At 67.0% G+C, this 26,093-nt stretch carries 27 protein-coding genes; 22 read left to right on the plus strand and 5 right to left on the minus strand.

The window, feature by feature from the left end:
- Positions 1 to 140 precede the first annotated feature (140 nt).
- From ileS to recO, 8 genes are all read left to right on the plus strand, one after another.
- A complete protein-coding gene (ileS, locus tag DKT77_RS01695) occupies positions 141 to 3,125 on the plus strand; it encodes an isoleucine--tRNA ligase (protein WP_109810011.1) in 2,985 nt (994 codons plus the stop codon).
- Positions 3,109 to 3,384, plus strand: a complete 276-nt coding sequence (locus tag DKT77_RS01700) for a DUF3253 domain-containing protein (protein WP_109810012.1) — start codon at positions 3,109 to 3,111, stop codon at positions 3,382 to 3,384. Before ileS ends, DKT77_RS01700 begins: the two co-directional genes overlap by 17 nt.
- A complete protein-coding gene (acpS, locus tag DKT77_RS01705; RefSeq protein WP_109810013.1) occupies positions 3,381 to 3,797 on the plus strand; it encodes a holo-ACP synthase in 417 nt (138 codons plus the stop codon). The genes DKT77_RS01700 and acpS overlap by 4 nt, the downstream gene beginning before the upstream one ends.
- Positions 3,798 to 3,882: 85 nt before the next feature.
- Positions 3,883 to 4,671, plus strand: a complete 789-nt coding sequence (gene lepB, locus DKT77_RS01710) for a signal peptidase I (RefSeq protein ID WP_109810014.1) — start codon at positions 3,883 to 3,885, stop codon at positions 4,669 to 4,671.
- 3 nt (positions 4,672 to 4,674) lie between these two features.
- On the plus strand, positions 4,675 to 5,367 hold the full coding sequence (gene rnc, locus DKT77_RS01715) for a ribonuclease III (protein WP_109810015.1): 693 nt from the start codon (positions 4,675 to 4,677) through the stop codon (positions 5,365 to 5,367).
- A gap of 25 nt (positions 5,368 to 5,392) precedes the next feature.
- Positions 5,393 to 6,346, plus strand: a complete 954-nt coding sequence (gene era / locus DKT77_RS01720; RefSeq protein ID WP_109810016.1) for a GTPase Era — start codon at positions 5,393 to 5,395, stop codon at positions 6,344 to 6,346.
- Positions 6,346 to 6,675, plus strand: a complete 330-nt coding sequence (locus DKT77_RS01725) for a DUF1491 family protein (RefSeq protein WP_109810017.1) — start codon at positions 6,346 to 6,348, stop codon at positions 6,673 to 6,675. The genes era and DKT77_RS01725 overlap by 1 nt, the downstream gene beginning before the upstream one ends.
- A gap of 38 nt (positions 6,676 to 6,713) precedes the next feature.
- Positions 6,714 to 7,439, plus strand: coding sequence for a DNA repair protein RecO (gene recO / locus DKT77_RS01730; RefSeq protein WP_109810018.1), 726 nt, complete (start codon positions 6,714 to 6,716; stop codon positions 7,437 to 7,439).
- An 82-nt stretch (positions 7,440 to 7,521) separates the two neighbouring features.
- On the opposite strand, the gene DKT77_RS01735 is transcribed toward recO, so the two are convergent.
- Positions 7,522 to 9,213 carry an acyl-CoA dehydrogenase family protein gene (locus DKT77_RS01735; RefSeq protein ID WP_109810019.1) on the minus strand — a complete coding sequence of 564 codons (1,692 nt, stop codon included), beginning with the start codon at positions 9,211 to 9,213 and terminating at the stop codon, positions 7,522 to 7,524.
- A gap of 162 nt (positions 9,214 to 9,375) precedes the next feature.
- Between DKT77_RS01735 and DKT77_RS01740 the strand changes: the two genes are divergently transcribed.
- Positions 9,376 to 10,152 (plus strand): sulfite exporter TauE/SafE family protein, encoded by a 777-nt coding sequence (locus tag DKT77_RS01740; protein ID WP_109810020.1) that lies wholly within the window; start codon positions 9,376 to 9,378, stop codon positions 10,150 to 10,152.
- A 103-nt stretch (positions 10,153 to 10,255) separates the two neighbouring features.
- On the opposite strand, the gene DKT77_RS01745 is transcribed toward DKT77_RS01740, so the two are convergent.
- A complete protein-coding gene (locus DKT77_RS01745) occupies positions 10,256 to 11,854 on the minus strand; it encodes a phosphoenolpyruvate carboxykinase (RefSeq protein ID WP_109810021.1) in 1,599 nt (532 codons plus the stop codon).
- 410 nt (positions 11,855 to 12,264) lie between these two features.
- Here DKT77_RS01745 and DKT77_RS01750 point away from each other — a divergent pair, with 410 nt between their 5' ends.
- From DKT77_RS01750 to DKT77_RS01770, 5 genes are read left to right on the plus strand one after another with little or no spacing between them, the layout of a single operon-like run.
- On the plus strand, positions 12,265 to 12,723 hold the full coding sequence (locus DKT77_RS01750; RefSeq protein ID WP_109810022.1) for an HPr kinase/phosphorylase: 459 nt from the start codon (positions 12,265 to 12,267) through the stop codon (positions 12,721 to 12,723).
- Complete coding sequence (gene rapZ, locus DKT77_RS01755) at positions 12,720 to 13,661, plus strand: RNase adapter RapZ (protein ID WP_109810023.1); 942 nt, start codon at positions 12,720 to 12,722, stop codon at positions 13,659 to 13,661. Before DKT77_RS01750 ends, rapZ begins: the two co-directional genes overlap by 4 nt.
- On the plus strand, positions 13,658 to 14,050 hold the full coding sequence (locus DKT77_RS01760; protein WP_109810024.1) for a PTS sugar transporter subunit IIA: 393 nt from the start codon (positions 13,658 to 13,660) through the stop codon (positions 14,048 to 14,050). Before rapZ ends, DKT77_RS01760 begins: the two co-directional genes overlap by 4 nt.
- Positions 14,051 to 14,060: 10 nt before the next feature.
- On the plus strand, positions 14,061 to 14,339 hold the full coding sequence (locus DKT77_RS01765) for an HPr family phosphocarrier protein (protein WP_109810043.1): 279 nt from the start codon (positions 14,061 to 14,063) through the stop codon (positions 14,337 to 14,339).
- Positions 14,340 to 14,368: 29 nt separating this feature from the next.
- A complete protein-coding gene (locus DKT77_RS01770; RefSeq protein WP_420798282.1) occupies positions 14,369 to 15,262 on the plus strand; it encodes a lysophospholipid acyltransferase family protein in 894 nt (297 codons plus the stop codon).
- A 168-nt stretch (positions 15,263 to 15,430) separates the two neighbouring features.
- On the opposite strand, the gene DKT77_RS01775 is transcribed toward DKT77_RS01770, so the two are convergent.
- Together DKT77_RS01775 and parC are read right to left on the minus strand one after the other, a co-directional pair.
- On the minus strand, positions 15,431 to 16,186 hold the full coding sequence (locus DKT77_RS01775; RefSeq protein WP_109810025.1) for a hypothetical protein: 756 nt from the start codon (positions 16,184 to 16,186) through the stop codon (positions 15,431 to 15,433).
- A 212-nt stretch (positions 16,187 to 16,398) separates the two neighbouring features.
- Entirely contained in the window at positions 16,399 to 18,633 is a 2,235-nt protein-coding gene (parC, locus tag DKT77_RS01780; protein ID WP_109810026.1) for a DNA topoisomerase IV subunit A, read from the minus strand.
- Positions 18,634 to 18,759: 126 nt separating this feature from the next.
- Here parC and DKT77_RS01785 point away from each other — a divergent pair, with 126 nt between their 5' ends.
- The 6 genes from DKT77_RS01785 to DKT77_RS01810 all read left to right on the plus strand — a co-directional run bounded on the left by DKT77_RS01785 (position 18,760) and on the right by DKT77_RS01810 (position 23,366).
- Positions 18,760 to 19,527, plus strand: a complete 768-nt coding sequence (locus DKT77_RS01785) for an SH3 domain-containing protein (protein ID WP_109810027.1) — start codon at positions 18,760 to 18,762, stop codon at positions 19,525 to 19,527.
- Entirely contained in the window at positions 19,524 to 20,351 is an 828-nt protein-coding gene (locus DKT77_RS01790) for an SDR family NAD(P)-dependent oxidoreductase (RefSeq protein ID WP_109810028.1), read from the plus strand. The genes DKT77_RS01785 and DKT77_RS01790 overlap by 4 nt, the downstream gene beginning before the upstream one ends.
- A 163-nt stretch (positions 20,352 to 20,514) precedes the next feature.
- Positions 20,515 to 20,721: a twin transmembrane helix small protein gene (locus tag DKT77_RS01795; RefSeq protein ID WP_109810029.1), complete on the plus strand. Its 207-nt coding sequence runs from the start codon at positions 20,515 to 20,517 to the stop codon at positions 20,719 to 20,721.
- Between the two features lie 4 nt (positions 20,722 to 20,725).
- A complete protein-coding gene (locus DKT77_RS01800; RefSeq protein ID WP_109810030.1) occupies positions 20,726 to 21,298 on the plus strand; it encodes a cob(I)yrinic acid a,c-diamide adenosyltransferase in 573 nt (190 codons plus the stop codon).
- Positions 21,299 to 21,681: 383 nt separating this feature from the next.
- Positions 21,682 to 22,440, plus strand: coding sequence for an electron transfer flavoprotein subunit beta/FixA family protein (locus DKT77_RS01805; RefSeq protein ID WP_109810031.1), 759 nt, complete (start codon positions 21,682 to 21,684; stop codon positions 22,438 to 22,440).
- Positions 22,440 to 23,366 (plus strand): electron transfer flavoprotein subunit alpha/FixB family protein, encoded by a 927-nt coding sequence (locus DKT77_RS01810; protein ID WP_109810032.1) that lies wholly within the window; start codon positions 22,440 to 22,442, stop codon positions 23,364 to 23,366. The genes DKT77_RS01805 and DKT77_RS01810 overlap by 1 nt, the downstream gene beginning before the upstream one ends.
- A 32-nt stretch (positions 23,367 to 23,398) precedes the next feature.
- Here the strand turns inward: DKT77_RS01810 and DKT77_RS01815 are convergent, their stop codons facing one another.
- Complete coding sequence (locus DKT77_RS01815) at positions 23,399 to 24,097, minus strand: hypothetical protein (RefSeq protein WP_109810033.1); 699 nt, start codon at positions 24,095 to 24,097, stop codon at positions 23,399 to 23,401.
- 151 nt (positions 24,098 to 24,248) lie between these two features.
- Here DKT77_RS01815 and DKT77_RS01820 point away from each other — a divergent pair, with 151 nt between their 5' ends.
- Entirely contained in the window at positions 24,249 to 24,842 is a 594-nt protein-coding gene (locus DKT77_RS01820) for a hypothetical protein (protein WP_109810034.1), read from the plus strand.
- Between the two features lie 79 nt (positions 24,843 to 24,921).
- The coding region (gene tuf / locus DKT77_RS01825; protein ID WP_109810035.1) for an elongation factor Tu at positions 24,922 to 26,093 on the plus strand (1,172 nt) is incomplete at its 3' end.

A 26,093-nucleotide genomic window follows, 5' to 3' on the forward strand; every position in this document is an offset into this window, starting at 1 on the left:
ATGACGGGGATCTGCCACATCATCATCGTGCGAATTATCGGCCCGGCGCTCTGACAGGGGTTGCCGGGACAAGGCGTATGGCCACGCCGCGCCGCATCAGATCCACCGCACCGATTTTCCCAATCCAGGACCGCTGATCCATGTCGTCCGACACGCCCGACCAGACCGTTGCCCCCGACTACAAATCCACGCTGAACCTGCCGCAAACCGACTTCCCGATGCGCGCCGGCCTGCCCAAGCGCGAGCCCGAGTGGCTTGCCCGCTGGGAACGGATCGGCATCTATGACCGGCTGCGCGCCAGCGCCGCGGGGCGGCCTCCTTTCGTGTTGCATGACGGCCCGCCTTACGCGAACGGGCACCTGCATATCGGCCACGCGCTGAACAAGACGATCAAGGACATGATCGTGCGCAGCCATCAGATGATGGGCCATGATGCGCGCTATGTGCCGGGCTGGGACTGCCACGGCCTGCCGATCGAATGGAAGATCGAGGAAAAGTACCGCGCCAAAGGCCGTGACAAGGACGAGGTGCCGATCAACGATTTCCGGCGTGAATGCCGCGAGTTCGCCGCCGGTTGGATTGATGTGCAGCGCGAGGAGTTCAAGCGCCTCGGCGTGACTGGTGCCTGGGACCGGCCGTACCTCACGATGGATTTCCACGCCGAACGGGTGATCGCCGAGGAGTTCCAGAAGTTCCTGATGAACGGCACGCTCTATCAGGGGTCCAAGCCGGTGATGTGGTCGCCTGTGGAAAAGACCGCTCTGGCCGAGGCCGAGGTGGAATACCACGAACACCAGTCGCACACGATCTGGGTGCCATTTTCGGTGCGCCGGGGCGGGCACGCGGTGATGCCCGACGACGAGGTGACGGATTTCGACGGCGCCAACCAAGCGGCGCTGGCCGAGGACCTGAAGGCGGCGCGGATCGTGATCTGGACGACGACGCCCTGGACCATCCCGAGCAACCGCGCCATCGCTTTCAACCCGGCGATCGATTACGGCCTCTACCGCGTGAACGCGACGCAGGACGAAAGCTGGACGGCCGTTGGCGACCTTTACGTTCTGGCGGACGCGCTGGCGGCCGGAGTGCTGGAACAGGCCCGCGTGACCGCGCATGAGCGCGTGCGCGGCGTGACACCGGATGAGCTGGGTGGGCTGACCTGCGCGCACCCCTTCGCCGGGATCGACGGGGCGGACGGGTTCTGGGACTACGACGTGCCGGTGATTGACGGCGACCATGTGACCGACGATGCGGGGACCGGTTTCGTGCACACCGCGCCCAGCCACGGCGCGGACGATTTCGACTGCTTCGTGAAACGCGGTTGGCTGGACCGGATGACCTACAACGTGGGCGAGGAAAGCGAATTCCTGCCGCATGTGCCGTTCTTCGCCGGGCTGTCTGTCTTCGACCGCAAGGGCAAGGAAGGCAAGGCCAACCGCGCCGTGATCGACAAGCTGGTGGCGGCGGGCGGCCTTATCGCGCGCGGGCGGCTCAAGCACAGCTATCCGCACAGCTGGCGGTCAAAGGCGCCGGTGATCTTCCGCAACACGCCGCAATGGTTCGCAGCCATCGACAAGCCAGTGGGTGACGGGCAAGACGAGCACGGCACGACGATCCGCCAACGTGCGCTGACCTCCATCGACAAGCTGGTGACTTGGACCCCGCGCAGCGGCCGCAACCGGCTTCATTCGATGATCGAGGCACGGCCAGACTGGGTGCTGTCGCGCCAGCGCGCCTGGGGCGTGCCGCTGACCTGTTTCACGAAGGCGGGCGCGCAGCCCACCGACCCGGACTTCCTGTTGCGCAACGCCGAGGTGAACGCCCGCATCTGCGCCGCGTTCGAGGCCGAGGGCGCGGATGCATGGTATGCGGACGGCGCCAAGCAGCGTTTCCTTGAAGGGATCGTGGATCCTGACGCCTATGAACAGGTGTTCGACATCCTGGACGTGTGGTTCGATTCAGGCTCCACCCATGCCTTCGTGCTGCGCGACCGCGAGGACGGCACGCCCGACGGCATCGCCGATGTCTACATGGAAGGCACCGATCAGCATCGCGGATGGTTCCATTCCTCGATGCTGCAGGCCTGCGGCACGATGGGGCGCGCGCCCTATCGCAACGTGGTCACGCACGGCTTCACGCTGGACGAGAAGGGCAACAAGATGTCCAAGTCGCTCGGCAACACCATCGCGCCCGAGGATATCGTCAAGCAATACGGCGCCGATATCCTGCGGCTCTGGGTGGCGCAGGCCGATTACACCGCCGACCAGCGCATCGGGCCCGAGATCCTGAAAGGCACTGCCGACAGCTACCGGAGGCTGCGCAACACGCTGCGCTTCATGCTGGGCAGCCTTGGCGACTACCGCCCCGAAATCGCGGTTGCGCGGGACGACATGCCCGAGCTGGAACGCTATATGTTGCATCTCGTGGAACAACTCGACCGGCAGGTGAAGGCGGGCTATGCGGCTTTCGACTTTCAGGGCGTGTTCCAGAAGGTGTTCCAGTTCGCCACCATCGACCTGAGTGCGCTGTATTTCGACATCCGCAAGGACGCGCTTTACTGCGACGGGATCGACAGCCTTGAACGGCGTGCGGCGCTGACCGTTCTCGACATCCTGTTCCACCGGCTGACCGGCTGGCTTGCGCCGATCCTCGTGTTCACGATGGAAGAGGTCTGGCTGGAGCGCTTCCCGGGCGAGGACAGTTCCGTCCACCTGCAGGACATGCCCGATACGCCCGGTGACTGGCACGACCCGGTGCTGGCCGAACGTACGGCGACGCATCGCGCGGTGCGACGCGTCGTGACCGGCGCGCTGGAAAAGGAAAGGCAGGCAAAGACCATCGGCGCCTCTCTGGAGGCTGCGCCGGTGGTCTACCTGACGGCGGACGCGGCAGCGAAGATCGACGCGGGCAAGTTCGCCACGCTTTGCATCGTGTCGGACCTGGTGGTCAGCACCGACCCCATCCCCGAGGGCGCGTTCACGCTTCCCGACGTGCCTGAGGTGGGCGTCGTGGTGCGCCGGGCCGAAGGCGCGAAGTGCGACCGCTGCTGGAAGGTGCTGCCCGACGTGGGCACGCATTCGCGTCCGGGCGTGTGCGCGCGCTGCGACGATGTGCTCGGACAGTGACATCGCCGGGGTGCTGACTGACCTCGCGCATCGGCGCGGTGCGGGGGCCAGTTTCTGCCCGTCCGAGGCGGCGCGCGCGCTGTCGCAGGACTGGCGGCCGCTGATGCCGCGCGTGCGCGCCGTTGCCGCCGGACTGGCCCGCGCGGGCCAACTGGTGGCCACGCAGAAGGGCGTGCCGGTCGATCCGTTGGCGGCGCGCGGCCCGATCCGGCTGGCGCTGGTCTCCGACGCCCCTGGATCGCCGGGGCCGGTGCCATGATCCTCGGCATCGGCACTGACCTTGCCAATATCGACCGGATCGCCGCGACGCTGGAGCGGTTCGGCGACCGCTTCAAGACCCGCGTCTTCACCGAGATCGAGCAGCGCAAGGCCGAACGCCGTGCCGACGTGGCGGGAACCTACGCGAAACGCTGGGCCGCAAAGGAGGCGTGTTCCAAGGCGCTCGGCACCGGACTGCGAATGGGCATCTCGTGGCGCGACATGGCCGTCAGCAACCTGCCCAGCGGCCAGCCGGTGATGGCGGTGACCGGATGGGCGGCGCAGCGCCTTGCCGAGATGACTCCGCCGGACCACGAGGCGATCATCCATGTCACCCTGACTGACGACCATCCCTGGGCGCAGGCCTTTGTGGTGATCGAGGCGCGCCCGGTCCGCGTGCAGCCCGTGCCGTGACGACGACGCGGCGGGGGGGCTTCTTGACTCCACCCCCTGCCATGCCCATGAAGCCACAGACCCAGCAACCGGCAGGACAGACAGCATGGCAAGCAAGGCCGAGGCCGAAGGCGGCATCGTCGAAACCGTCAAGACGATCGTTTACGCGCTTCTTATAGCGGGCGTGTTCCGCACCCTGTTCTTCCAGCCGTTCTGGATCCCTTCCGGGTCGATGAAGGACACGCTGCTGATCGGCGATTTCCTGTTCGTCAACAAGATGGCTTACGGCTATTCGCAATATTCCTGTCCTTTCTCCGCCTGCCCCTTTATCCCCGGCCGGATCTTCGCCAGCCAGCCAGAGCGCGGCGACATCGTGGTGTTCAAGCACCCGGTCAATGGCAGCGACTTCATCAAGCGGCTGATCGGGCTGCCGGGCGACACGGTGCAGATGAAGGACGGCGCGCTGTGGCTGAACGGCGAGAAGGTCCCGACGGAGGCGGGAGGGATCTTCGTCGAACCTTATGAAAAACAGGGCCCGGCGGGCAGCTTCCCGCGCTGCGAGAACGGGCCGGTCGGTATCGGCGGCGATTGCGAGAAGACGCGCACCATCGAAACCCTGCCCGGCGGTGTCAGCCACGCGATCCTGAACATCGGCAACGGCCCGCTCGACAATACCGACGTGTTCACCGTGCCCGAGGGGCATTTCTTCTTCATGGGCGACAACCGCGACAATTCGGTGGACAGCCGGGTGCCGCAATCGGCGCGCGGCGTCGGCATGGTGCCGTTCGAGAACCTGATCGGTCGGGCCGACAGGGTGATGTTCTCGTCGGCGGGCCGGTCGATCTTCTTCGTGTGGACGTGGCGGGGCGACCGCTTCTTCAAGGGGCTGAACTGACACTTGGCGCTGTCGGCGGAACAAAGGGACTTCGCAGGGCGGCTCGGGCATGACTTCGCCCGGCCCGACCTGCTGCAATCGGCGCTGACCCACGGGTCGGTCGCCTCCACCGTCAGGTCGGATAACCAGCGGCTGGAATTCCTTGGCGACCGGGTGCTCGGCCTCGTGATGGCCGAGGCGCTCCTGAACGCCGATGGTGCCGCCTCCGAGGGCGTTCTGGCGCCCCGCTTCAACGCGCTGGTGCGCAAGGAAACCTGCGCAGAGGTCGCGCGCGAGATCGGGCTTGGCGACGTGCTGCGCCTCGGGCGGTCCGAGATGCTGTCCGGCGGGCGCCGCAAGGAGGCGCTTCTGGGCGACGCGATGGAGGCGGTGATCGCCGCCGTCTACGTCGATGCCGGGCTGGGCGCGGCGCGCGAGATGGTGCTTCGCCTTTGGGGGGCGCGGATCACGTCGGTCAAGGACGATGCCCGCGATCCCAAGACGGCGCTGCAGGAATGGGCGCAGGCGCGCCGCATGGCCCCGCCGCGTTACCAGATGCTCGACCGGACCGGCCCGGACCACGCGCCGGTCTTCACGATCCGCGTGGTGCTGGACAATGGCGCGACCGAAACCGCCGAAGCGCGGACCAAGCGGCAGGCCGAACAGGCAGCCGCCGAAGCGCTTCTGACCCGCGTGGAGGCGGACCGACATGACTGATACGGACGGCACAGGATCGGACGAAATGGGCACGGAAAACACGGGATCGGACGGAACCACGACCGAAGCCACGGGCACCCGCGCGGGGTTCGTCGCGCTGATCGGAGAGCCGAACGCCGGGAAGTCCACGCTGCTCAACCGCATGGTCGGGGCGAAGGTCTCGATCGTGACCCACAAGGTGCAGACGACGCGGGCGCGCATCCGCGGTGTGGCGATCGACGGGGCCGCGCAGATCGTCTTCGTGGACACGCCGGGCCTGTTCCGGCCGCGCCGCAGGCTCGACCGGGCGATGGTCGCGGCGGCCTGGGGCGGGGCGGCGGATGCCGATATCGTCGTGCTGCTGATCGAGGCGCATCGCGGCATCACCGACGGGGTCGCCGCGATCCTCGACGTGCTGGGCGAACGCGCGGCGGGCCATCCGGTGGCGCTGGCCATCAACAAGATCGACCGGGTGCAGGCGGCGGAGCTTCTCAAGCTGACCGAAGACATGAACGCCCGGTTCGATTTTGTGCAGACCTTCATGATTTCGGCCGAGCGCGGGCATGGGGTGGACGATCTGCGTGGCTGGCTGGCGGACCGCCTGCCCGAAGGGCCGTGGCTCTATCCCGAGGACCAGATCGCCGACCTGCCGCTGCGGATGATCGCCGCCGAGATGACCCGCGAGAAGCTGACCTTGCGGCTGCACCAGGAACTGCCCTACCAGCTGACGGTGGAAACCGAAGCCTGGGAGGAACGCAAGGACGGCTCCGCCCGCGTGGACCAGATCGTCTATGTCATGCGCGACGGGCACAAGGGCATCGTGCTTGGCCACAAAGGCGAGACGATCAAGGCGGTGGGCCAGGCCGCCCGCGCCGACATGGAGGAACTTCTTGGGCGCAAGGTGCACCTGTTCCTGCAGGTAAAGGTCCGGCCGAACTGGCTGGAAGAGGCCGAACGCTACTCCGAGATCGGGCTGGATTTTCGCGACGGCGACGCCTGATGCGGCTGGCCGCGGGGCTGTGGGTGCAGGCCTACCTGCGGCGGCTGCAGCTTGCGGACATTCCCGCCTATGTCACCGCGAAGGGCGATGCGACCGCCGGATCGGTGATTGTGAAGATCGCCCGGCTGGACGGCACGGCTCAGGCCAAGGCGCGCAGCTTCGACATGGCGACCGGCGCGCGGATCTGGATGCTGTTGGCCGACGGGACGGAAGCCGACGTGGATGCGAGTCTTGCGCGGCAACGCGGCTTCGATCCCGACCTGTGGATCGTGGAGATCGAAAGCCGGGATGGGCGCGACCTGCTGGACGAACCGGGCCTGGCGGAGTGAAGGCTTGCAAATCCGCCGCGGCGGGATAGCAAGACGGAATGGACTGGCGCGAAGAGGGCGTGCTGCTGGCGGTGCACCGTCACGGCGAAAGCGCCGCGATCATCGAAACCTTCACCGAAACGCGCGGACGGCACGCGGGGGTGGTGCGCGGCGGCGGCGGGCGGCGGCTGGGCCCGGTGCTGCAGCCCGGAGCGCAGCTCGATCTGGCGTGGCGCGCGCGGCTCGAAGATCACCTTGGCGCCTTCACGGTGGAACCCGTGCGCAGCCGCATGGCCGGCGTCGCGGGTGACCGGCTGGCGCTGTCGGGGCTGACGGCGGTGTGCGGGCTGCTGTCCTACGCGCTGCCGGAACGCGCGGCCTATCCCGCACTTTACCGGCGCACGGTGACGCTGCTGGACCTGATGGGGATCACTCCGGCCTGGCCGCTGGCCTATCTGCAATGGGAAGTCGCGCTGCTGGAGGAGTTGGGTTTCGCGCTCGACCTGACGCGCTGCGCGGTGACCGGGGCGACGGATGATCTGGTCTTCGTGTCTCCGCGCACCGGTCGGGCGGTGTCGCGGGCGGGCGCCGGGGAATGGGCAGACCGGCTGCTGCCTCTGCCGCCCTGCCTGCGGGGGCAGGGGGCGGCGCCCGATGCCGAGATCGCCGAGGCCATGCGCACAACCGGTCATTTTCTGTTGACGCATCTGGAGCCGCGCCGTGCGGGCCAGCCGTTCCCGCCGGCGCGACAGCGCCTTGTCGACCGGCTTTTGTCCGGCCGCTGAAATGCTGAGGCCCCGGCGCGAGGGCCGGGACCGGAAAGGGCGCCGGGGTCAGCGCTCCGGAACGGAGCGTCCCGCCAGTGCGTCAGCCCAGCAGGCGGCGCGCGATCACCTGCGCCTGGATCTCCGCCGCGCCTTCGAAGATATTGAGGATGCGGGCGTCGCAAAGCACGCGACTGATCGCGTATTCCAACGCGAAGCCGTTGCCGCCGTGAATCTGCAACCCGTTATCCGCAGCGGCCCAGGCAACGCGTGCGCCCAGCAGCTTGGCCATCCCGGCCTCCAGGTCGCAGCGGCGGCCTTCGTCCTTCTCGATCGCCGAGAAATAGGTCAGCTGCCGCGCCACCATGATCTCCACCGCCATCATCGCCAACTTTCCGGACACGCGCGGAAACTCGATCAGTGGCTTGCCGAACTGCTTGCGGTCCTGTGCGTACTGCATCGAGATGTCGAGCGCAGAGCACGCCACGCCCACGGCCCGGGCCGCGGTCTGGATGCGTGCGCTTTCAAACGTCTCCATCAACTGCGCGAAGCCGCGACCTTCCTCGCCGCCCAGAAGGTTCTCGCCCTTCACCCGGAAGCCGTCGAAGGCGATCTCGTATTCCTTCATGCCGCGATAGCCCAGCACTTCGATCTCGCCGCCGGTCATTCCGTCGGTCGGGAAGGGGTTGGCGCAGTCGCCCGGGGTCTTCTCGGCGATGAACATCGACAGACCCTTGTAATTGTCCGTCGCGGGGTCCGTGCGCGCCAGCAGCGTCATGATCTGCGTGCGCGAGGCATGGGTGATCCATGTCTTGTTACCTGTCACCACGTAATCGTCGCCGTCCTTCACCGCGCGGGTGCGCAGCGACCCGAGGTCCGACCCGGTGTTGGGTTCGGTGAATACGGCGGTCGGCAGCACTTCGGCCGAGGCCAGCTTGGGCAGCCATTTCTGCTTCTGCTCCTCGGTGCCGCCGCAGAGGATCAACTCCGCCGCGATCTCCGACCGGGTGCCCAGCGATCCGACCCCGATATAGCCGCGCGACAGTTCTTCCGAAACGACGCACATGGAGGCCTTCGACAACCCGAAGCCGCCGTATTCCTCGGGGATGGTCAGGCCGAACACGCCCATCTCGGCCAGTTCGGTGATGATCTCCATCGGGATCAGCTCGTCCTTCAGGTGCCATTCATGGGCGTCCGGCAGCACCCGCTCCACCGCGAAGCGACGGAACTGGTCGCGGATCATCTCGAGCTCCTCGTCAAGCCCGCTTGCGCCCACGGTCACATTGGCTGACTGTTCGCGCATCAACACCACCAGACGGGTGCGCGCGGCCTGCGTGTTGCCGCCCTGTGTCAGCGCTTGCACCGCGTCGGTCATCAGGACCGCGCAGTCTTCCTGGCTCAGGCCCATGTCCTGCGGGCGCAGCATTTCGCCCTGGTTCATCGGCAGGCCGCCATACATCTGCCAAAGGTATTCGCCGAAGGCGATCTGGTGGATGATCTGCTCCACTTCGCCGAACTTGCCCTGCGCATCCAGCTTTTCGGCCCAGGCCTGCATCTGGCGCAGCGCCTCCACGTACGTGGCCAGCCACGCCAGCCCGTGCGCGGCGCTCTGGTGCGCCTCGATCAGCCCGCCAGACACGCGGCCGTTTTCGGTGACCATGCCCGCGACGGACGCCTTGGCACGGTCCAGCAGCGCCTGCGCCGGATCGAGCGCGGCGCGCGTGAGGGTCAGCAGATCGGCAAGCACCGGTGCGCTTGCGTCGGTGCGGGGCAAAGTCTGTCCGTCATGGGCCATGAATCGGTTCCTCTCAGTGATCTCGCACGGCATACGCATTTCGCACCTGCAGCGCAACAAATTTTCAAAACGAGCGCAATACTTGAAGCATTATGACCGTCACAGGTTTTGCGCCGCAGCGGCAACACGGGCATATAGGGCGGGTCGTCTCAGGGAAAACCCATGGAATTCGCATCCTTGCTCCTTCCGCTGCCCATTCTTGCGGCCGTGGTCGCCGTTACTCTCGTCGCCAGTTTCGTCAAGGGCGCGGTCGGCTTTGCCATGCCGATGATCATGATGTCCGGCCTTGCCAGCGTCATGCCGCCCGATCGCGCACTCGCCACGCTCATCATACCCACGTTGCTCGCCAATCTCTGGCAGATCCTGCGGGGCGGATTGCCGCAAGCCCGTGCCGTGCTGCGCGACTTCTGGCGCTACATCGCCGTCGTGCTGGTGTGCATCGCGGTTTTTGCGCAGCTACTGACCTCTCTGCCGCCCGGCGTCGTATATCTTGTACTGGGCGTACCGATCGTGGCCTTTTCTTTGGTGCAGATCGTCGGCTGGAAGCCGCGCATCGCACCGGGCGCACGCTGGGCCGCCGATATCGGCATCGGGCTTCTGGCGGGGCTGATGGGCGGGCTGTCGGGGGTCTGGGGGCCGCCGACCGTGCTGTACCTGCTGGCCATCGACGCACCGAAGAAATCCGCGATCTCGGTCCAGGGGGTGGTCTATGGCGCGGGGTCGGTGGTGCTGCTGCTGTCGCACCTGCGGTCCGGAGTGCTGAACGCGGACAGCGTTCCGCTGTCGGCGGCGATGGTACTGCCGATGGTCGCCGGGCTCTGGGTCGGGCAGCTCGTGCAGGACCGGCTGGACCAGCGCAGATTTCGCCGTGCGATGCTGTTCGTACTGGTGATCGTCGGGCTCAACCTCGTGCGGCGCGGCCTGGCCGATCTGGGCTGAGCGGCGGGCGGCCGGACCGCGAAAGCGGTGATGGCGCAGGCTGGCAACGCGAACGGGGCGCGCCGGTCCGACACGCCCCGCCCCCATCCCGCTGCGCGGCGCGTCAGCCGATGGCGACGGCCTTCACGTCGTCGTCGATATGCGCGACGTACTGGTCGAAGTTCTCGGCGAACATGTCGACCAACTTCTGCGCCTGTGCGTCATAGGCCTTCTTGTCGGCCCATGTGCTGCGCGGATCGAGCAGTTTTGCATCCACACCCTCCACCGTCACCGGCACCTCGAACCCGAAGTTCGGATCCTTGCGGAAGGTTGATTCCGACAGTGACCCGTCCAGCGCGGCGGTCAGCAGCGCGCGGGTGGCCGCAATCGGCATCCGGCTGCCGGTGCCGAAGGCGCCGCCGGTCCAGCCGGTGTTCACCAGCCAGCAGGTCGCGCCGTGCTTGGCGATCTTGTCGCGCAGCAGGTTGCCGTACACTTCCGGGCGCATCGGCATGAAAGGCGCGCCAAAGCAGGTCGAGAACACGGGCGAAGGTTCGGTCACGCCGCGTTCGGTGCCCGCCATCTTGGACGTGAAGCCGGAAAGGAAGTGATACATCGCCTGCGCCGGGGTGAGGCGGCTGATCGGCGGCAACACACCAAAGGCGTCGCAGGTCAGCATGATGATGTTCTTCGGGTGTCCGCCAAGCGCGGTGTCCGACGCGTTGGAGATGTAGTCGAGAGGATAGGCGCAGCGCATGTTCGGCGTCAGGCTGTCATCCTCGAAATCCAGTTCCTTGGTTTCGGGATCGAAGACCATGTTCTCGATCACCGTGCCGAACTTCTTCGTTGTGGCGTAGATCTCGGGCTCGGCCTTGGGCGACAGGCTGATCGTCTTGGCATAGCAGCCGCCCTCGAAGTTGAAGGTGCCGCGGTCCGACCAGCCGTGTTCATCGTCGCCGATCAGCGTACGCGCCGGGTCCGCGGACAGCGTGGTCTTGCCGGTGCCCGACAGGCCGAAGAAGATGGCCGTGTCCACCGGGTTGCCGGTCGCATGGTTTGCCGAGCAGTGCATCGGCATCACGCCCTTCTCGGGCAGCAGGTAGTTCAGCAGCGTGAAGACGGACTTCTTGTTCTCGCCCGCATACTCTGTGCCGCCGATCAGGATCATCTTCTTGGCGAAGTTCAGCGCGATTACCGTGTCAGACTTGCAGCCGTGCTTTTCGGGATCGGCCTTGAAGCTTGGAACGTTGACGATCGTGAACTCGGGCACGAACCCGTCCAGTTCCTCGCGGGCGGGGCGGCGCAGCAGGTGCCGGATGAACAGGTTGTGCCAGGCCAGTTCGGTCACGACCCGCACATCGAGCCGCAGCTGGGGGTCGGCGCCGCCATAAAGGTCCTGCACGAAGAAATCGCGGCCCTTCATGTGCGACAGCATATCGGCATGGAGCGCGTCGAAGCCTTCGGGCGACATCTCGGCGTTGTTGTCCCACCAGATCCTGTCGGCCACGTCCGGCGTCTTGACGACGTGCTTGTCCTTGGGCGACCGACCCGTGTACTTGCCCGTGGACACGAGGAAGGTGCCGCCCTGGCCTAGGACGCCCTCGTCACGCTTGATCGCCTCGGCGATCAGGTCCGGCTCCAGCAGGTTGTAATAGACCGAGCCGAGCCCATCCATGCCCTGATCTTCCAGCTTGTGCGAGGGGTTCACGCGCCCATGTTCCATTGCAATCTCTCCAGACGCCTCGAATGGCGTTGCGTTACGCAGACTGTTCGGGGATCGGGCGCGCGAAGATCGCTGCGCCTGAAAACGCTCCGGTCATCCCAGAGTGGGGTGACGAGGGTGCTATACCACGCAGGCAACAGGGCAAAACAGGTCGGTTTCGCACAGTTAGCGCAATCACGTCGATGTTTGCGCCACCAAGGTAAAGGCGTTCCCGCAACAATGGGCAATTCGCGTGCTGCGGGAAAAATGGTAGCGCCCGAGGTTTCTTGCCGCACCGCAGTGAGTCGCGGCGCCGCATGTTGCGCTTGCAGCATCCACCGGACCGGCCCATCATGATCCTGCAGCGCCACTCCGGTCGTGCGGTCGGTGTTCCGGCGCTGCCAGCCGCCTCTGACGCCGGATGCTCCGCCATGCCCGACCCCGATCCCGACGAGATCCGCCATGCCACGACGGTGGCCGTGGCCGGGCGCGGGCTGATGATCGAGGGTGCGTCGGGCGACGGCAAGTCGTCGCTGGCGCTGGTGCTGATGGCGCACGGCGCGCAACTGGTGGCCGACGACCGCACCGCGCTGCGCCTCGGCGGGCGCCCCGAACGGGTCTGGGCCGACGCGCCGCCCGGCCTGCCGCCGCTGATCGAGGCGCGCGGCATCGGGCTGATGCCCGCGCGGCTGTCGGGGCCGGTGCCGCTGGCGGCGGTGGTGCGGCTCGACCTGCCGGAACCCGCGCGCCTGCCGCCCCGGCGCAGCACCGACGTGCTCGGCCAGAAGGTCGCCTTGTTTCACGCGCCGGGAAATGCACATTTCCCACATGCCCTTCTGCAATATCTCAGGCAGGGCGGCGGATCGTGGGAGGACGACGCGGAACCATGACGACAGGCGTGCCATCCGGGCCAGGTGCGGCCCCGCGGGCCGGACGGATCGTGCTGGTGACCGGCCCCTCGGGCGCGGGGCGGTCCACCGCGCTGGCCGCGCTGGAAGATCTGGGCTGCGAGACGATCGACAACATCCCGTTGCGGCTGGTGCCGCGGCTGCTGGACGGGCCGACTCTGGACCGTCCGGTGGTGTTGTGCATCGACGTGCGCAATCGCGATTTCAGCGTGTCCGGGTTGCTCGAACTGGTCGACTGGCTCGGGTCCGGCGGGGCCGGGCCCGGCGCGGCGGTGGAACTGCTCTATCTCGACGCGCGGCCCGACGTGCTGCAGCGCCGGTATTCCGAAACCCGGCGGCGTCATCCCCTCGCGCCGGCCGAGACCGCGCAGATCGGGATCGAGCGCGAGCTTGACCTGCTGGCGCCGGTGCGCGCGCGGGCGGACCTGCTGATCGACACCTCGGCGCTGACGCCGCACGATCTGAAGGCCGAACTGGCGCGCTGGTTCGACCCGGAGGGCGGGCAGAAGATGGCGGTGATGCTGCATTCGTTCAGCTACAAGCGCGGGATGCCGCGCGGGATCGACATGGTGTTCGACTGCCGCTTCCTCGACAATCCCTATTGGGACGAAAGCCTTCGCGGGCTGGACGGGCGCGACGCGCGTGTGGCGGACTACATCGCGCGCGATGACAGATATGCCCCGTTCTTCGAAAAAGTTAACGATATTGTCTGTTTTCTGTTGCCGGCCTATGCCGCCGAAGGCAAGTCCTACCTGTCGCTGGGCTTCGGGTGCACCGGGGGGCAGCACCGATCGGTGGCAATGGCGGCGGCGCTGGCCGCGGCACTTGAGGATGCTGGCTGGAAGGTGGCGGTCCGGCATCACGAACTGGAACACAAGGGCCGGGTGACGGACCTTCGAAGCAGCGGGGCAAGGCGGTGATCGGCATCGTGATCGTGGCCCATGGCGGTCTTGCGCGGGAATATCTCTCGGCGGTCGAACACGTGCTGGGCGCGCAGGAGGGCATGCGTGCCGTGTCCATCGCCGCGCAGGAGGACCGCGAGGGCAAGCGGCTCGAGATTGGCGCAGTGGCCGACGCTGTGGATACCGGCGACGGCGTGATCATCGTGACCGACATGTTCGGCGGCTCGCCGTCCAACCTGTCGCTGGCCGCGAGCGGCAAGCCCGGGCGCCGGATCATGTACGGGGCCAACCTGCCGATGCTGATCAAGCTGGTGAAGTCGCGGCACCTGTCGGTGCCCGAGGCGGTGGAGAACGCGCTGCAGGCCGGGCGGAAATACCTTGATTGCTTTGACGCTTTCGGCAATTGAGATGGTCAGCATGACCGACAGCATCGTCAAGACACTTATGATCGTGAACGAAAAGGGCCTGCACGCGCGTGCGTCGGCCAAGCTCGTGGAGGTCGTGGAGGCGCATGACGCGCGGGCCGAGGTGTCCAAGGACGGGCTGAGCGCGTCGGGTGACAGCATCATGGGGCTGCTGATGCTGGGTGCGGCCCGCGGATCGCAGATCGAGGTGGCGGTGTCGGGCCCGCAGGCGGCGGAACTGGCCGAAGCGCTCGAACGGCTGGTGGCGCAGCGGTTCGGTGAAGATGTCTGACCGCCGCGCGCAGTCGGCGAGGGCGCGCCGTGGTTGACAGCTATTCTCCGCGGCGGCAGGCCGAGATCGCGGCCGCGGGCGATTTCGCGCCGCCCGACTATGTGCCCTACGACAAGCGCAAGCTGTCCTATGCCAACACGTTCGACAACGGGATGCAGGCAGCCACCATCAAGACGATGGAATGGATGACCGGCAAGCTGACGCTGCTGCGGCTGATCCGGCAGTTCGAACGCACCGGCGTGCCCGAGGGGCAGGCGTTCTGGGCCAAGGCGCTGGCGACGATGGGGATCGAGTTGACCACGCCCGAGGAGCAGATCCGCCGGATCCCGCGCGACGGGCCGGTGGTGGTGGTGGCGAACCACCCGCACGGGTTGGTCGACGGGATGGTGCTGGCCGAACTGATCGGGCGGGTGCGCGAGGATTACAAGATCCTGACTCGCTCGCTGCTGACCGGGGTGGACGAGGTGCGCCGCTTCATGATCCCGGTGCCGTTCCCGCACGAGGTGGACGCGCTGCAGCAGAACCTGGAAATGCGGCGCCGCGCAATGGATCACCTGGCGCTGGGCGGGGTGATCGTGCTGTTCCCGTCGGGCGTCGTGGCCTCGTCGCGCACGATGTTCGGCCCGGCGGTGGAGGCGGACTGGAACCCGTTCACCGCGAAGATGATCCAGCGCAGCCGCGCGACGGTTCTGCCGGTGTTCTTTCCGGGGCAGAACAGCCGTTGGTATCAGGTGGCGAACCGGATGTCGGCGACGCTGCGCCAGGGGCTGCTGATCCACGAGGTGGTGCACGCGCTCAACCGACCGCAGGGGCCGGTGGTGGGCATGCCGATCCCGCCCGAAGAGATCGCGGAATGGTCGGCCAAGCCGCGCGCAATGGTGGAATGGCTGCGCCAGCGTACGTTGGGTCTTCGCGGCAGCTGATCGGCGTACCGCACCAGGGCTCTGTTCACTTCCCGGAACCGGGCGCTCCCGCCCGTCTTCGACACCTTCCGGTGTCTCATCCCGTTGGGCCGCGCAGGCTGCGCCTGCGGGCGGTCCGCCGGATGGGCGCGCACGCCGTTCTGCAGGCGGGGAAGGGCAGGACCGGTGTCAGCCTTCTTCCAACATCGCATCAAGTTCCGCGACAAGCATCCGCATCTGGGCGGCATCGAGCCGCACAAAGCCTTCGCGCGGACGTTCGAAGTCGAGGATGACGATCAACACCGCCGCCAGCAGAGCCCAGCGAACAGGAAGGTCCGCCACGTCAGAGCCCGCCCTTGCAGCGCCGCGCTGTTCGAGGTCACGGTCAGAGCCGTGCAGGCCGCCAACAGGATCATCGCCTTGGCCAGCAACGGCGCGAACCGCACCCCGGCCGCACAGCGCCTTGTGTGGGCATCCAGCACGTCGGGTGATGCCGCGCGCCACTGCCGCGCGGATTGGCGCCGGAGTTGCTCCGCCGGTCGCCGCCATCGCGGTCGGCCAAAGCACCGCCTGTGCCGCCAGCGTTTCCGACAGCACGTCCTCTCGTTCGGTCGGCCGCACCAGCCCCGTTTCCTCCAGAATGCGGGTTTCGGCATGGGCGGCCAACGCTTCGCGGAGCGCCGTGCGGCCCGCTTCGGCCACCGGGTCCGCCTGCAGGAAGGCCGTGCCGATGGCCGCGACCTCCTCGATCTGGGCATGGCGCCGATCCCCGGCGCCGCTCTGCGCGAAGCTGAAAGTAAAGGCGAGAAACAGGCCGAGCAGCGCGATCATAGCGCTGTTCATGGACTCGCCGACGACCGCTTTCCCGGTTCCGTCCCGGGCAAGGGCCGCCTCGCGGCTGGCGCGGCCGATCCGGTGCCCGCCATAGGCACAGAGCGGCAGCACCAGCAGGATCAGGATGGCCAGCAGCCAAGCGGCGACATCATTGCCCTGCCCCCGCCTGGTGTGCCCGGCTCACGCACCCACGCGGCCGTCTGGTTCCGCTGCCTCGTGTCAAGCGTCCTGCCCGCATGTGTCGCCCCGGCGGTCCGCCCTTCCGGGCCGTCCGCACTCAGCTCTGGTTCGGTGGACGGAGAAAAGGTGGCCGGGCGCGCCGATCAACCGAAATGGTTGTCCCTTGGGAACCCCCGCGGTGCCATCCGGCCGGTGCCCGCGCGCTTGCCCAGCCATTCCGTCAGGTCCGACTGAACCCGCGTGCGCCCGGCCGGGTCCTGCCAGCTCAACCCGTCCGCCAATCGGAAGGTGATGGCGTCGGACAGTCCGCCATCCTTGAACTTCTGCATCCGCACGCCCTTGCCCCGGCCCATTTCGGGCAATTCGGACAGCGGGAACACCAGCACCTTGCGGTTCTCGCCCACGCAGGCCACGTGATCGCCGCTCACCGGCTTGCACAGCAGCGCCCGCACCGGGGCCCTCACGTTTAGCACCTGCTTGCCGCCCCGCGTCTGCGCCAGAACCTCGTCCTCGGGCACAACGAAGCCGTCGCCCGCGCTGGAGGCCACCAGCAGCCGCCGCCCCGGCTGGTGCAGCAGCAGCGCAACGATCCCGGCATCGTTCGGCAGGTCCACCATCAGGCGCAGCGGCTCGCCCATGCCGCGCCCGCCGGGCAGGTTCGCCGCAGGCAGCGTGTAGAACCGCCCGTTCGAGCCGACCACGATCAGCCGGTCCGTCGTTTCGGCATGAAGCACGAACCGCCCTTCGTCGCCGTCCTTGAACTTGAGCGGCGCGCCGTCGGCCAGGTGCCCTTTCATGGCGCGGATCCAGCCCATCTTGGAACAGACCACCGTGATCGGCTCGCGGTCGATCATCGCCTCGATCGGCACCTCGGCCATCTCGATCGCCTCGGCGAAGCCGGTGCGCCGCGCGCCTCCCGGCGCGCCCTCGCCGAACGCCTTGCGAACCTCGCGCAACTGCTCGGCGATGCGAGCCCATTGCAGGCCGTCGTCCGCCAGAAGGTCCTCCAGCCCGGCGCGTTCGATCAGCAGATCGTCGCGCTCGCGCTTCAGTTCCATCTCTTCCAGCTTGCGCAGGGACCGCAGCCGCATGTTCAGGATCGCTTCGGCCTGCACCTCGGTCAGGGCGAATTCCGCCATCAGCACCGGCTTGGGCTGATCCTCGCTGCGGATGATCGCGATCACCCGGTCGAGGTTGAGGAAGGCGACGATATAACCCTCCAGCACTTCCAGCCGGGCGTCGATCTTGCCCAGCCGGTACCGCGAGCGGCGCAGCAGAACTTCGCGCCGGTGGTCGAGGAACGCGCGCAGCACTTCCTTGAGCGAACAGACCTTCGGCGTGCGCCCGTCGATCAGCACGTTCATGTTCATGCTGAACCGCACTTCAAGATCAGACAGCCGGAAGAGCGTGCCCATCAGCACGTCGGCATCCACGTTGCGCGACCGCGGCTCCAGCACGATACGCACGTCGTCGGCGCTTTCGTCCCGCACATCCGCCAGGATCGGCACCTTGCGCGCCTGGATCAGTTCGGCAAGCTTCTCGATCAGCTTGGACTTCTGGACCTGGTAAGGGATCTCGGTCACCACGATCACCCACTGCCCGCGGCCCTGCTCCTCGATCTCCCAGCGGGCGCGCAGGCGGAACGCGCCGCGCCCGGTGCGGTAACTCTCGCGCATCGACTCGGGGCTTTCCACGATCACCCCGCCGGTCGGGAAGTCGGGTCCCTTCACATGATCCAGCAGCGTGTCGTCGCGCGCCTCGGGATGCTTGATCAGATGCAGGCAGGCGCCGACCAGCTCGTGCAGGTTGTGCGGCGGGATGTTCGTGGCCATCCCCACCGCGATGCCACTCGCGCCATTGGCCAGCAGGTTCGGGAACGCGGCGGGCAGCACAACGGGTTCGGTCAGCGTGCCGTCGTAGTTGTCGCGGAAATCCACCGCGTCCTCGGACAGGCCTTCCAGCAGCGCCTCGGCGGCGGCGGTCATGCGCGCCTCGGTGTAGCGGGCGGCGGCAGGGTTGTCGCCGTCGATGTTGCCGAAATTGCCCTGACCGTCCACCAGCGGGTAACGCACGGCGAAATCCTGCGCCAGCCGCGCCATCGCGTCATAGATCGCGGCATCGCCATGCGGGTGATAGTTGCCCATCACGTCACCCGAGATCTTGGCCGACTTGCGGAACCCGCCGCTGGACGACAGCCGCAACTCCCGCATCGCGTACAGGATGCGCCGGTGAACCGGCTTCAACCCGTCCCGCGCGTCGGGAAGCGCCCGGTGCATGATCGTGGACAGCGCATAGGTCAGGTAACGGCTGCCGATCGCGCGGCGCAGCGGTTCGGTCACGTTTTCGGGCAGGTCGTCGGGAAGCTCTGGTTCGTCCATGGCGCGACAGTATCCCCGCCCCGCGGCGCGGTAAAGCGTAGCCGGACACACGGTGCGCGGCCACTGGCATTACCGCGCGGAATCCTGTTTCTTCGGGCGGCGCATCCGGGCTAGGAAGGGAACATCATGGGGTTCAGACTGACGGTTCTTCTTTGCGCGGCGATCTTCCTGGCGATGTATTTCGCGCCGGAGGGGCCGCGCCGCGTCGCCCAGACAGACACCGCAGGCGCCCCGTCCGACACGGAGGCAGAGGTGCCTCGGCAGGGCGATCCGATGGCGGATGCCGCGCCGGACACCGGCCGCGATTCCGAACCGGCCCGCCCGCCCGAAACGATCACCGAAGCGCCTTCCGACGACCCACCCGACGCCCCACCCGGTAGCGCGCCCGGCGCGGCCGACCCCAGCGACACCGGCATCGTCGCGCGGGACACGCCAGCCGATGCACCGGACGCCGACCCGTTCCGCGACGAAGGGGCGCCGGGGGCCACCGTGCTCAGCTTGCCTGGCCTGTCGGGCGGGGCGGGCAGCGATGCCGCCGATGCGCTGTCGCTGTCGGACTCCGTGCGCAACCGCGCTCCGGACAGTACGCAGGACGCCACGGACGAGCTGCTCCAGAACCTGCTGGGCGAAACGCAGGCTGCGCCCGAAGCGCCCGCGCCGCCGCAGCCGGCCGCGCAGAACCCGGCGCCCGCGCAGCGCACCGCGCTGGTCACCGCGACCGCCGTCAACCTGCGCGCCGGCCCCTCAACCGGCGATCCGGTCGTCGGCCGGGTCAATTTCGGAGCCGAAGTCGTCCTGACCCGGCCCTTCGCCGACGGCTGGGCCGCCATCGAACATCCGGACACCGGGCAGGAGGTGTACATGGCCAGCCGCTTCCTTCAGGTCCAGCCCTGACCCGCCGCAGCATCCTGATCACCGGTTGCTCGTCCGGCATCGGCCGCGATGCCGCGCTGCGCCTGCATGCCGAAGGCTGGCAGGTCTTCGCCGCCGTTCGGCAGCCGGGGGACGTGGCCGCGCTGTCGGCCGCAGGGCTGACCGCGTTGCATCTCGATTACGCGGACACGGCCAGCATCGACGCTGCGCTGGCCGAGGTCGCGGCGCACGGCGATGGGCGGCTCGACGCGCTGTTCAACAACGGTGCCTACGCAATCCCCGCCCCGCTGGAGGACGTGCCCACCGACGCCCTCCGCGCGCTGTTCGAGGCGAATTTCTTTGGCTGGCACCACCTGACCCGCGCCGCGCTGCCGCTGCTCCGCGAAAGCGGCGGGCGGATCGTGCAGTGCTCGTCGGTGCTGGGGTTCATCCCGGCCAAGTGGCGCGGCGCCTATGTTGCCAGCAAGTATGCCGTGGAAGGCTATACCGACGTGCTGCGGCTGGAACTGGCGGACACGCCGGTGAAGGTCATCCTGATCCAGCCCGGCCCGATCGCCACAGCGTTCCGCGCCAACGCGATCGCGCAATTCGAGAAGTGGATCGACTGGGAAGCCTCCGCCCGGGCGCAGCAGTATCGCGACAGCCTGCTGGACCTGCTCTACAAGGGCGGCGGCGGGGGGCGGTTCGAACTGCCCGCCGGGGCGGTGACCGACGCGCTGCTGCGCGCGCTGACCGATGAACGCCCGCGCGCCCGCTATCGGGTGACGGTGCCGACGCATGCCATGGCGCTTGCGCGCCGGGTGCTGCCAACCCGCGCGCTCGACTGGCTCTGCGCGAAGGCGTGACCGGACCGCGGGCCGCCTGCGGGCGCGGGCGGCGGCCCATGCGGGACTCATATGGAATTCATATGCGACTCATATGCGGGTCATACGGGCCGATTTTGGCACGAAGGCGGTTCGCAATCGCGCTGCTCTCCGCTATCTGTGCAGCCACTTGAAAGGACAGCACATGCTACAGGACCCGCTTTTCATCATCGTCGCCATCGCCTGCCTCGCGGTGGCCGGCATCCTGCTCGTCGGCATCGGCGGCTTCGCGCGGGGTGGTGAATTCAATCGCAAGCACGCCAACCGGGTGATGCGATACCGCATCGCCGCGCAGGCCGTGGCGATCCTGTTGATCCTTGTTTTCGTTGCATTTCGCAGAATGGGTGGATGAAAGAATGGTGGTTCTGAACAGGATCTACACGAAGACCGGCGACAGCGGCGAGACGGCGCTGGGCAATGGCACGCGGGTGGCGAAATACTCGCTGCGGGTGGAAAGCTACGGCACCGTGGACGAGGTGAACGCGACCGTCGGGCTAGCCCGTCTGCACGCTTCGGACCCGATGGATGGGCAACTCGCCGAGATCCAGAACGACCTGTTCGATCTCGGCGCCGATCTCTGCCGCCCCGACATGGCCCGCGACAAGGACGCCGAGTACACCCCGTTGCGGATGGTGGACGCGCAAGTCAAGCGTCTGGAAACGCAAATCGATTCCATGAACTCCGCGCTGGAGCCGCTGCGGTCCTTCGTACTCCCGGGCGGCTCGGCGCTGGCCGCACACCTGCATCTGTGCCGGACCGTGACCCGCCGGTCGGAACGGCTGGTGATGGAACTCGCCTCGCTGGAAGAGATCAATCCGGCGGCGGTGCAGTATCTCAACCGCCTGTCCGACTGGTTCTTCGTCGCCTCCCGCATCGCCAACGACAACGGCAAGGCAGACGTCTTGTGGGTTCCGGGCAAGAACCGCTGAACCCGTTCAGCGGCGGGGCGTCCGGCGGACGGCCCGTTGCCCGGAAGCGCGGAGCGCAGGCCCGCAGGGCGGGCAAGAACCGCTGAACCCGTTCAGCGGCGGGGCGTCCGGCGGACGGCCCGTTGCCCGGAAACGCACAGCGCAGGCCCGGTCGGCGCAAGAACCGCTGGATCATGTGATGCGGCGGGCATGCTACTTACGGAATGGCGGGCGATCTTTGGTCCCACGCCGGGCGCGCACCCGCTGTTTGCGCAATCATCGCTTTCGCGCGACACAACGTTGCGTTGCCAGCGGGAAATGGGTCGTTTTTCCACTGTCGGCACCGCGGCCAAGCCTCTAAGTAACGGGGCGAGCCGATCATAGCGACGAAACGGAGACCTCTGATGAAGCTACTCGTTCCCGTGAAGCGGGTGATTGATTACAACGTGAAGGTTCGCGTGAAGGCGGACGGCAGCGGTGTTGACCTCGCCAATGTGAAGATGTCGATGAACCCGTTCGACGAAATCGCGGTCGAGGAGGCGATCCGGCTTCGCGAGGCGGGCATCGCGTCCGAAGTGATCCTTGTTTCAATCGGTGTGAAGCAGGCGCAGGAAACGCTGCGTACTGGGCTGGCGATGGGCGCGGACCGGGCGATCCTCGTGGTCGCGTCCGAGGACGTCCATACCGACATCGAACCGCTTGCGGTGGCCAAGATTCTGGCTGCGGTGGTCGCCGAGGAAGAACCCGGCGCCGTGATCTGTGGCAAACAGGCGATCGACAATGACATGAACGCGACGGGCCAGATGCTGGCGGCGCTGCTGGGCTGGAGCCAGGCGACCTATGCCAACAAGGTGACGATCGCGGACGGTTACGCGACGGTCACGCGTGAGGTGGACGGCGGCTTGCAGACGGTAAAGGTGAAGCTTCCGGCGATCATCTCCACCGACCTGCGCCTGAACGAGCCGCGCTACGCATCGCTGCCGAACATCATGAAAGCCAAGAAAAAGCCGCTGGCCGAGAAGACGGCGGCGGACTACGGCGTCGACGTGGCGCCGCGCCTCGAGATCGTCAAGACCGGCGAGCCGCCCGAGCGCGCGGCGGGGATCAAGGTCGGCTCGGTTGACGAGCTGGTGGGCAAACTCAAGGAAGCGGGGGTGGTGTGATGGCTGTTCTTCTTTTCGCGGAAGTGACCGACGGAACGCTGTCGCGTGACAGCACGGCCAAGGCGGTCACCGCCGCGCAGGCCCTGGGCGACGTGACTGTGCTGTGCGCCGGTGCCTCAGCCGCCGCTGCGGCAGCCGAGGCGGCCACGATTGCCGGCGTCGCAAAGGTACTGGTGGCCGAAGACGCGCTTTATGGGCATCGCCTGGCAGAGCCGGTCGCGGCGCTTATCGCGTCGCTTGCAGGCGATTTCACGCATGTGTGCGCGCCCGCGACGACCGATGCCAAGAACATCCTGCCGCGCGTTGCCGCGCTGAAGGACGTGATGATCCTGACCGACGTGACGGCTGTCGTGGACGCCGACACGTTCGAGCGGCCTATCTACGCAGGCAACGCAATCCAGACGGTGCGTTCGCGCGATGCGCTGAAGGTGATGACGCTGCGCACCTCGACCTTCGATGCGGCGGGCGAGCAGGCCGCGGCCCCGGTCGAAGCCATAGCGGCGGCGGACAATCCCGGCCTTTCGGAATGGGTCGAAGACAAGGTGGCGGAAAGCGACCGGCCGGAACTGACCAGCGCGGGCATCGTGGTGTCCGGCGGGCGCGGGGTCGGGTCCGAAGAGGACTTCAAGGTGATCGCCGGTCTGGCCGACAAGCTTGGGGCGGCGATCGGGGCCAGCCGCGCGGCGGTGGACAGTGGTTTCGCGCCGAACGACTGGCAAGTCGGGCAGACCGGCAAGGTCGTGGCGCCCGATCTTTACATCGCCTGCGGTATCTCGGGCGCGATCCAGCATCTTGCCGGCATGAAGGACAGCAAGGTGATCGTCGCGATCAACAAGGACGAGGAAGCGCCGATCTTCCAGGTCGCAGATTACGGGCTTGTGGCCGACCTGTTCGAGGCCGTGCCGGAACTGACCGAGAAACTCTGACCCTCTGACGCGCGGCTCGCTTGCGCCGCGCGTCACTCGCTGCGTGAGGCCACGGAAAGCCGGTAGTCCGCGCGCCGGTCGCTTGTCCCGAAACTGACATAGTATCGTGGCGAGCGAACCTCCCTGCGTGTGCTGTCGCGATAGTTGCCGATTCTTGCGCCGAGATCATCGTAGAGCGTGAACCAAACGACGTCGCCGGAAAGATTGACAGCGAAGCTTCCGACGTAATCTTCCGGGAATGTGAAGCTGTAGTAGTCGGGATTGCCCTGTTCCACCGTGCCGCTAATGACCGAGCCGACCGCGATTTCATTGGCCTCCGCAACATTGTCGTTGGGCTCGACCTCGCTCCCAACGGCGGTGATGGCCCGCCCCGAAACCGTCTGAACGCTCTGCGGGCGTGCCTCGCTTGTCTGTACGCGACTTTCCTCCGCCGCGTTCCTCACGACAGCTGCTGGTGGCGAACCGGGGTCGCCGGAGGCTTGTTGCGTCGCCGCACCGCCGGAGGCGGAATTCTCCCGCACGAAAAGCGGCGTCGCGAAGAATGCGGTGCCGATCAGGAACACGAGCACGCCAGCCGAGGAGGCTTCCAGCTTCATGCCCCAGACGTGCACGACCATGCTGTGGCCGTCCGTCTTGGGCCTCAAGATCAGCCAGAGCCCGGCCAGCGCGAATACTCCGCCTGCCGCCATCAGAACGATCAGCTTCCAAGGGTCCAGCGCGGTAAATTCCATGCCATCCTCCGGTTTGCCACGCGCGAAAGGTACCGCACGCAGCGTGCGTTCCAAAGTCCGGAAAGCCGGGGGATCACGATTGTGCCCCTGTCGCGTTTGGGCTACCCACCGCGCCTGAAGGACTGCCTGCCGGAGACTGACGGAGACCGACATGCTGCAACGACTACTCCTTGGCCTCGGCGCGCTGTCGCTCGTCGCCTGCACTCAGGCGATCGATCCAGACGTGGAACGCAGCGGACTGGGCGATTTCAGCCTCGACCGTCTGGTGGTGATCGTGGACGATCCCACGTCCAGCATCGTGTCGCGGACGGTCAGCGATGCGCAGCTGAAGACGGCGGTCACCGACGCGGTCGGCGCCCGGCTGCGTCGGTTCGAGGGCGAGGGCAGCTATTCCATCGGGATCAAGGTGCAGGGCTATGTGCTGGCGCCGCCTGGCATCCCGGTGCTGTTCGCGCCGCGCTCCACCCTGTTCCTTTCGGTCAATGCCTACGATTCGGTGCCGCAGCGGCTGAATGTGGACACCCGCAACCTGACGATCTGGGAAGACGCCGGCGGTGATACCGTGGTCGGCTCCGGCTACACCCAGACTGCACAGGAGCAGCTGGACGAGTTGGCGGACAATGCCGCGATAGAGATCGAGCTGTGGCTGCGCGAGAACGAGGCGTGGTTCGGCGGGGCATCGGCCCGCCCGGAAAACCGTCCCGCCGTCGGCACATCGCCTGAAAATTCCATCGGCGGCGCTTGATTTTCCCGGCCCCGCTTTGTAACGAGCCCGCGTTGTTGACCCGGGCGTTTCGACCGCCCCAAAGAAAGGCGCCTGATCCATGGCAAAGGCAAAGTTTGAACGGAACAAGCCGCACGTGAACATCGGCACGATCGGCCATGTTGACCACGGCAAGACGACGCTGACGGCGGCGATCACGAAGTATTTCGGCGAATTCCGTGCATACGACCAGATCGACGGCGCGCCGGAGGAGAAGGCGCGCGGGATCACGATCTCGACGGCGCACGTTGAATACGAGACCGAGAACCGGCACTACGCGCATGTGGACTGCCCCGGCCACGCCGACTACGTGAAGAACATGATCACGGGCGCGGCGCAGATGGACGGCGGTATTCTGGTGGTGAACGCGGCGGACGGCCCGATGCCGCAGACCCGCGAGCACATCCTCCTGGCGCGCCAGGTCGGCGTTCCGGCGCTTGTGGTGTTCCTGAACAAGGTCGACCAGGTGGACGACGAGGAGCTTCTGGAGCTCGTCGAGATGGAAGTGCGCGAGCTTCTGTCGGATTACGACTTCCCGGGCGACGACATTCCGATCATCGCGGGCTCTGCGCTGGCGGCGATGGAAGGCCGTGACAACGCGATCGGCGAGGACAAGATCCGCGAACTGATGGCGGCCGTGGACGAGTACATCCCGACGCCGGAGCGCCCGATCGACCAGCCGTTCCTGATGCCGATCGAGGACGTGTTCTCGATTTCCGGCCGTGGTACGGTGGTGACCGGCCGCGTGGAGCGCGGCGTGATCAACGTGGGCGACGAGATCGAGATCGTGGGCATCCGCGACACAAAGAAGACGACCTGCACGGGCGTCGAGATGTTCCGCAAGCTGCTGGATCGCGGCGAGGCGGGCGACAACATCGGCGCGCTGCTGCGCGGTGTGGACCGTGAGGGCGTGGAGCGCGGGCAGGTCCTGTGCAAGCCCGGCTCGGTGAAGCCGCACGCGAAGTTCGAGGCCGAGGCCTACATCCTGACGAAGGAAGAGGGCGGCCGTCACACGCCGTTCTTCGCGAACTACCGCCCGCAGTTCTACTTCCGCACGACGGACGTGACCGGGACGGTGACGCTGGCCGAGGGGACCGAGATGGTGATGCCGGGCGACAACGTGTCGTTCCAGGTGGAACTGATCGCGCCGATCGCGATGGAAGAAAAGCTCCGCTTCGCCATCCGCGAAGGCGGCCGCACCGTCGGCGCCGGCGTGGTGTCGAAAATCCTCGA

Origin of the sequence: Meridianimarinicoccus roseus, assembly GCF_003172915.1 — a bacterium.
In the GTDB taxonomy this organism is placed as follows: Bacteria; Pseudomonadota; Alphaproteobacteria; order Rhodobacterales; family Rhodobacteraceae; genus Meridianimarinicoccus; species Meridianimarinicoccus roseus.

Bases quoted from the DNA above. Each gene is read 5' to 3' on its own strand.
- ileS (WP_109810011.1), top strand. From the start codon at position 141: ATGTCGTCCGACACGCCCGACCAGACCGTTGCCCCCGACTACAAATCC.
- DKT77_RS01700 (WP_109810012.1), top strand. From the start codon at position 3,109: ATGTGCTCGGACAGTGACATCGCCGGGGTGCTGACTGACCTCGCGCAT.
- acpS (WP_109810013.1), top strand. From the start codon at position 3,381: ATGATCCTCGGCATCGGCACTGACCTTGCCAATATCGACCGGATCGCC.
- lepB (WP_109810014.1), top strand. From the start codon at position 3,883: ATGGCAAGCAAGGCCGAGGCCGAAGGCGGCATCGTCGAAACCGTCAAG.
- era (WP_109810016.1), top strand. From the start codon at position 5,393: ATGGGCACGGAAAACACGGGATCGGACGGAACCACGACCGAAGCCACG.
- DKT77_RS01725 (WP_109810017.1), top strand. From the start codon at position 6,346: ATGCGGCTGGCCGCGGGGCTGTGGGTGCAGGCCTACCTGCGGCGGCTG.
- recO (WP_109810018.1), top strand. From the start codon at position 6,714: ATGGACTGGCGCGAAGAGGGCGTGCTGCTGGCGGTGCACCGTCACGGC.
- DKT77_RS01735 (WP_109810019.1), bottom strand. From the start codon at position 9,213: ATGGCCCATGACGGACAGACTTTGCCCCGCACCGACGCAAGCGCACCG.
- DKT77_RS01740 (WP_109810020.1), top strand. From the start codon at position 9,376: ATGGAATTCGCATCCTTGCTCCTTCCGCTGCCCATTCTTGCGGCCGTG.
- DKT77_RS01745 (WP_109810021.1), bottom strand. From the start codon at position 11,854: ATGGAACATGGGCGCGTGAACCCCTCGCACAAGCTGGAAGATCAGGGC.
- DKT77_RS01750 (WP_109810022.1), top strand. From the start codon at position 12,265: ATGCCCGACCCCGATCCCGACGAGATCCGCCATGCCACGACGGTGGCC.
- rapZ (WP_109810023.1), top strand. From the start codon at position 12,720: ATGACGACAGGCGTGCCATCCGGGCCAGGTGCGGCCCCGCGGGCCGGA.
- DKT77_RS01765 (WP_109810043.1), top strand. From the start codon at position 14,061: ATGACCGACAGCATCGTCAAGACACTTATGATCGTGAACGAAAAGGGC.
- parC (WP_109810026.1), bottom strand. From the start codon at position 18,633: ATGGACGAACCAGAGCTTCCCGACGACCTGCCCGAAAACGTGACCGAA.
- DKT77_RS01785 (WP_109810027.1), top strand. From the start codon at position 18,760: ATGGGGTTCAGACTGACGGTTCTTCTTTGCGCGGCGATCTTCCTGGCG.
- DKT77_RS01795 (WP_109810029.1), top strand. From the start codon at position 20,515: ATGCTACAGGACCCGCTTTTCATCATCGTCGCCATCGCCTGCCTCGCG.
- DKT77_RS01800 (WP_109810030.1), top strand. From the start codon at position 20,726: ATGGTGGTTCTGAACAGGATCTACACGAAGACCGGCGACAGCGGCGAG.
- DKT77_RS01805 (WP_109810031.1), top strand. From the start codon at position 21,682: ATGAAGCTACTCGTTCCCGTGAAGCGGGTGATTGATTACAACGTGAAG.
- DKT77_RS01810 (WP_109810032.1), top strand. From the start codon at position 22,440: ATGGCTGTTCTTCTTTTCGCGGAAGTGACCGACGGAACGCTGTCGCGT.
- DKT77_RS01815 (WP_109810033.1), bottom strand. From the start codon at position 24,097: ATGGAATTTACCGCGCTGGACCCTTGGAAGCTGATCGTTCTGATGGCG.
- DKT77_RS01820 (WP_109810034.1), top strand. From the start codon at position 24,249: ATGCTGCAACGACTACTCCTTGGCCTCGGCGCGCTGTCGCTCGTCGCC.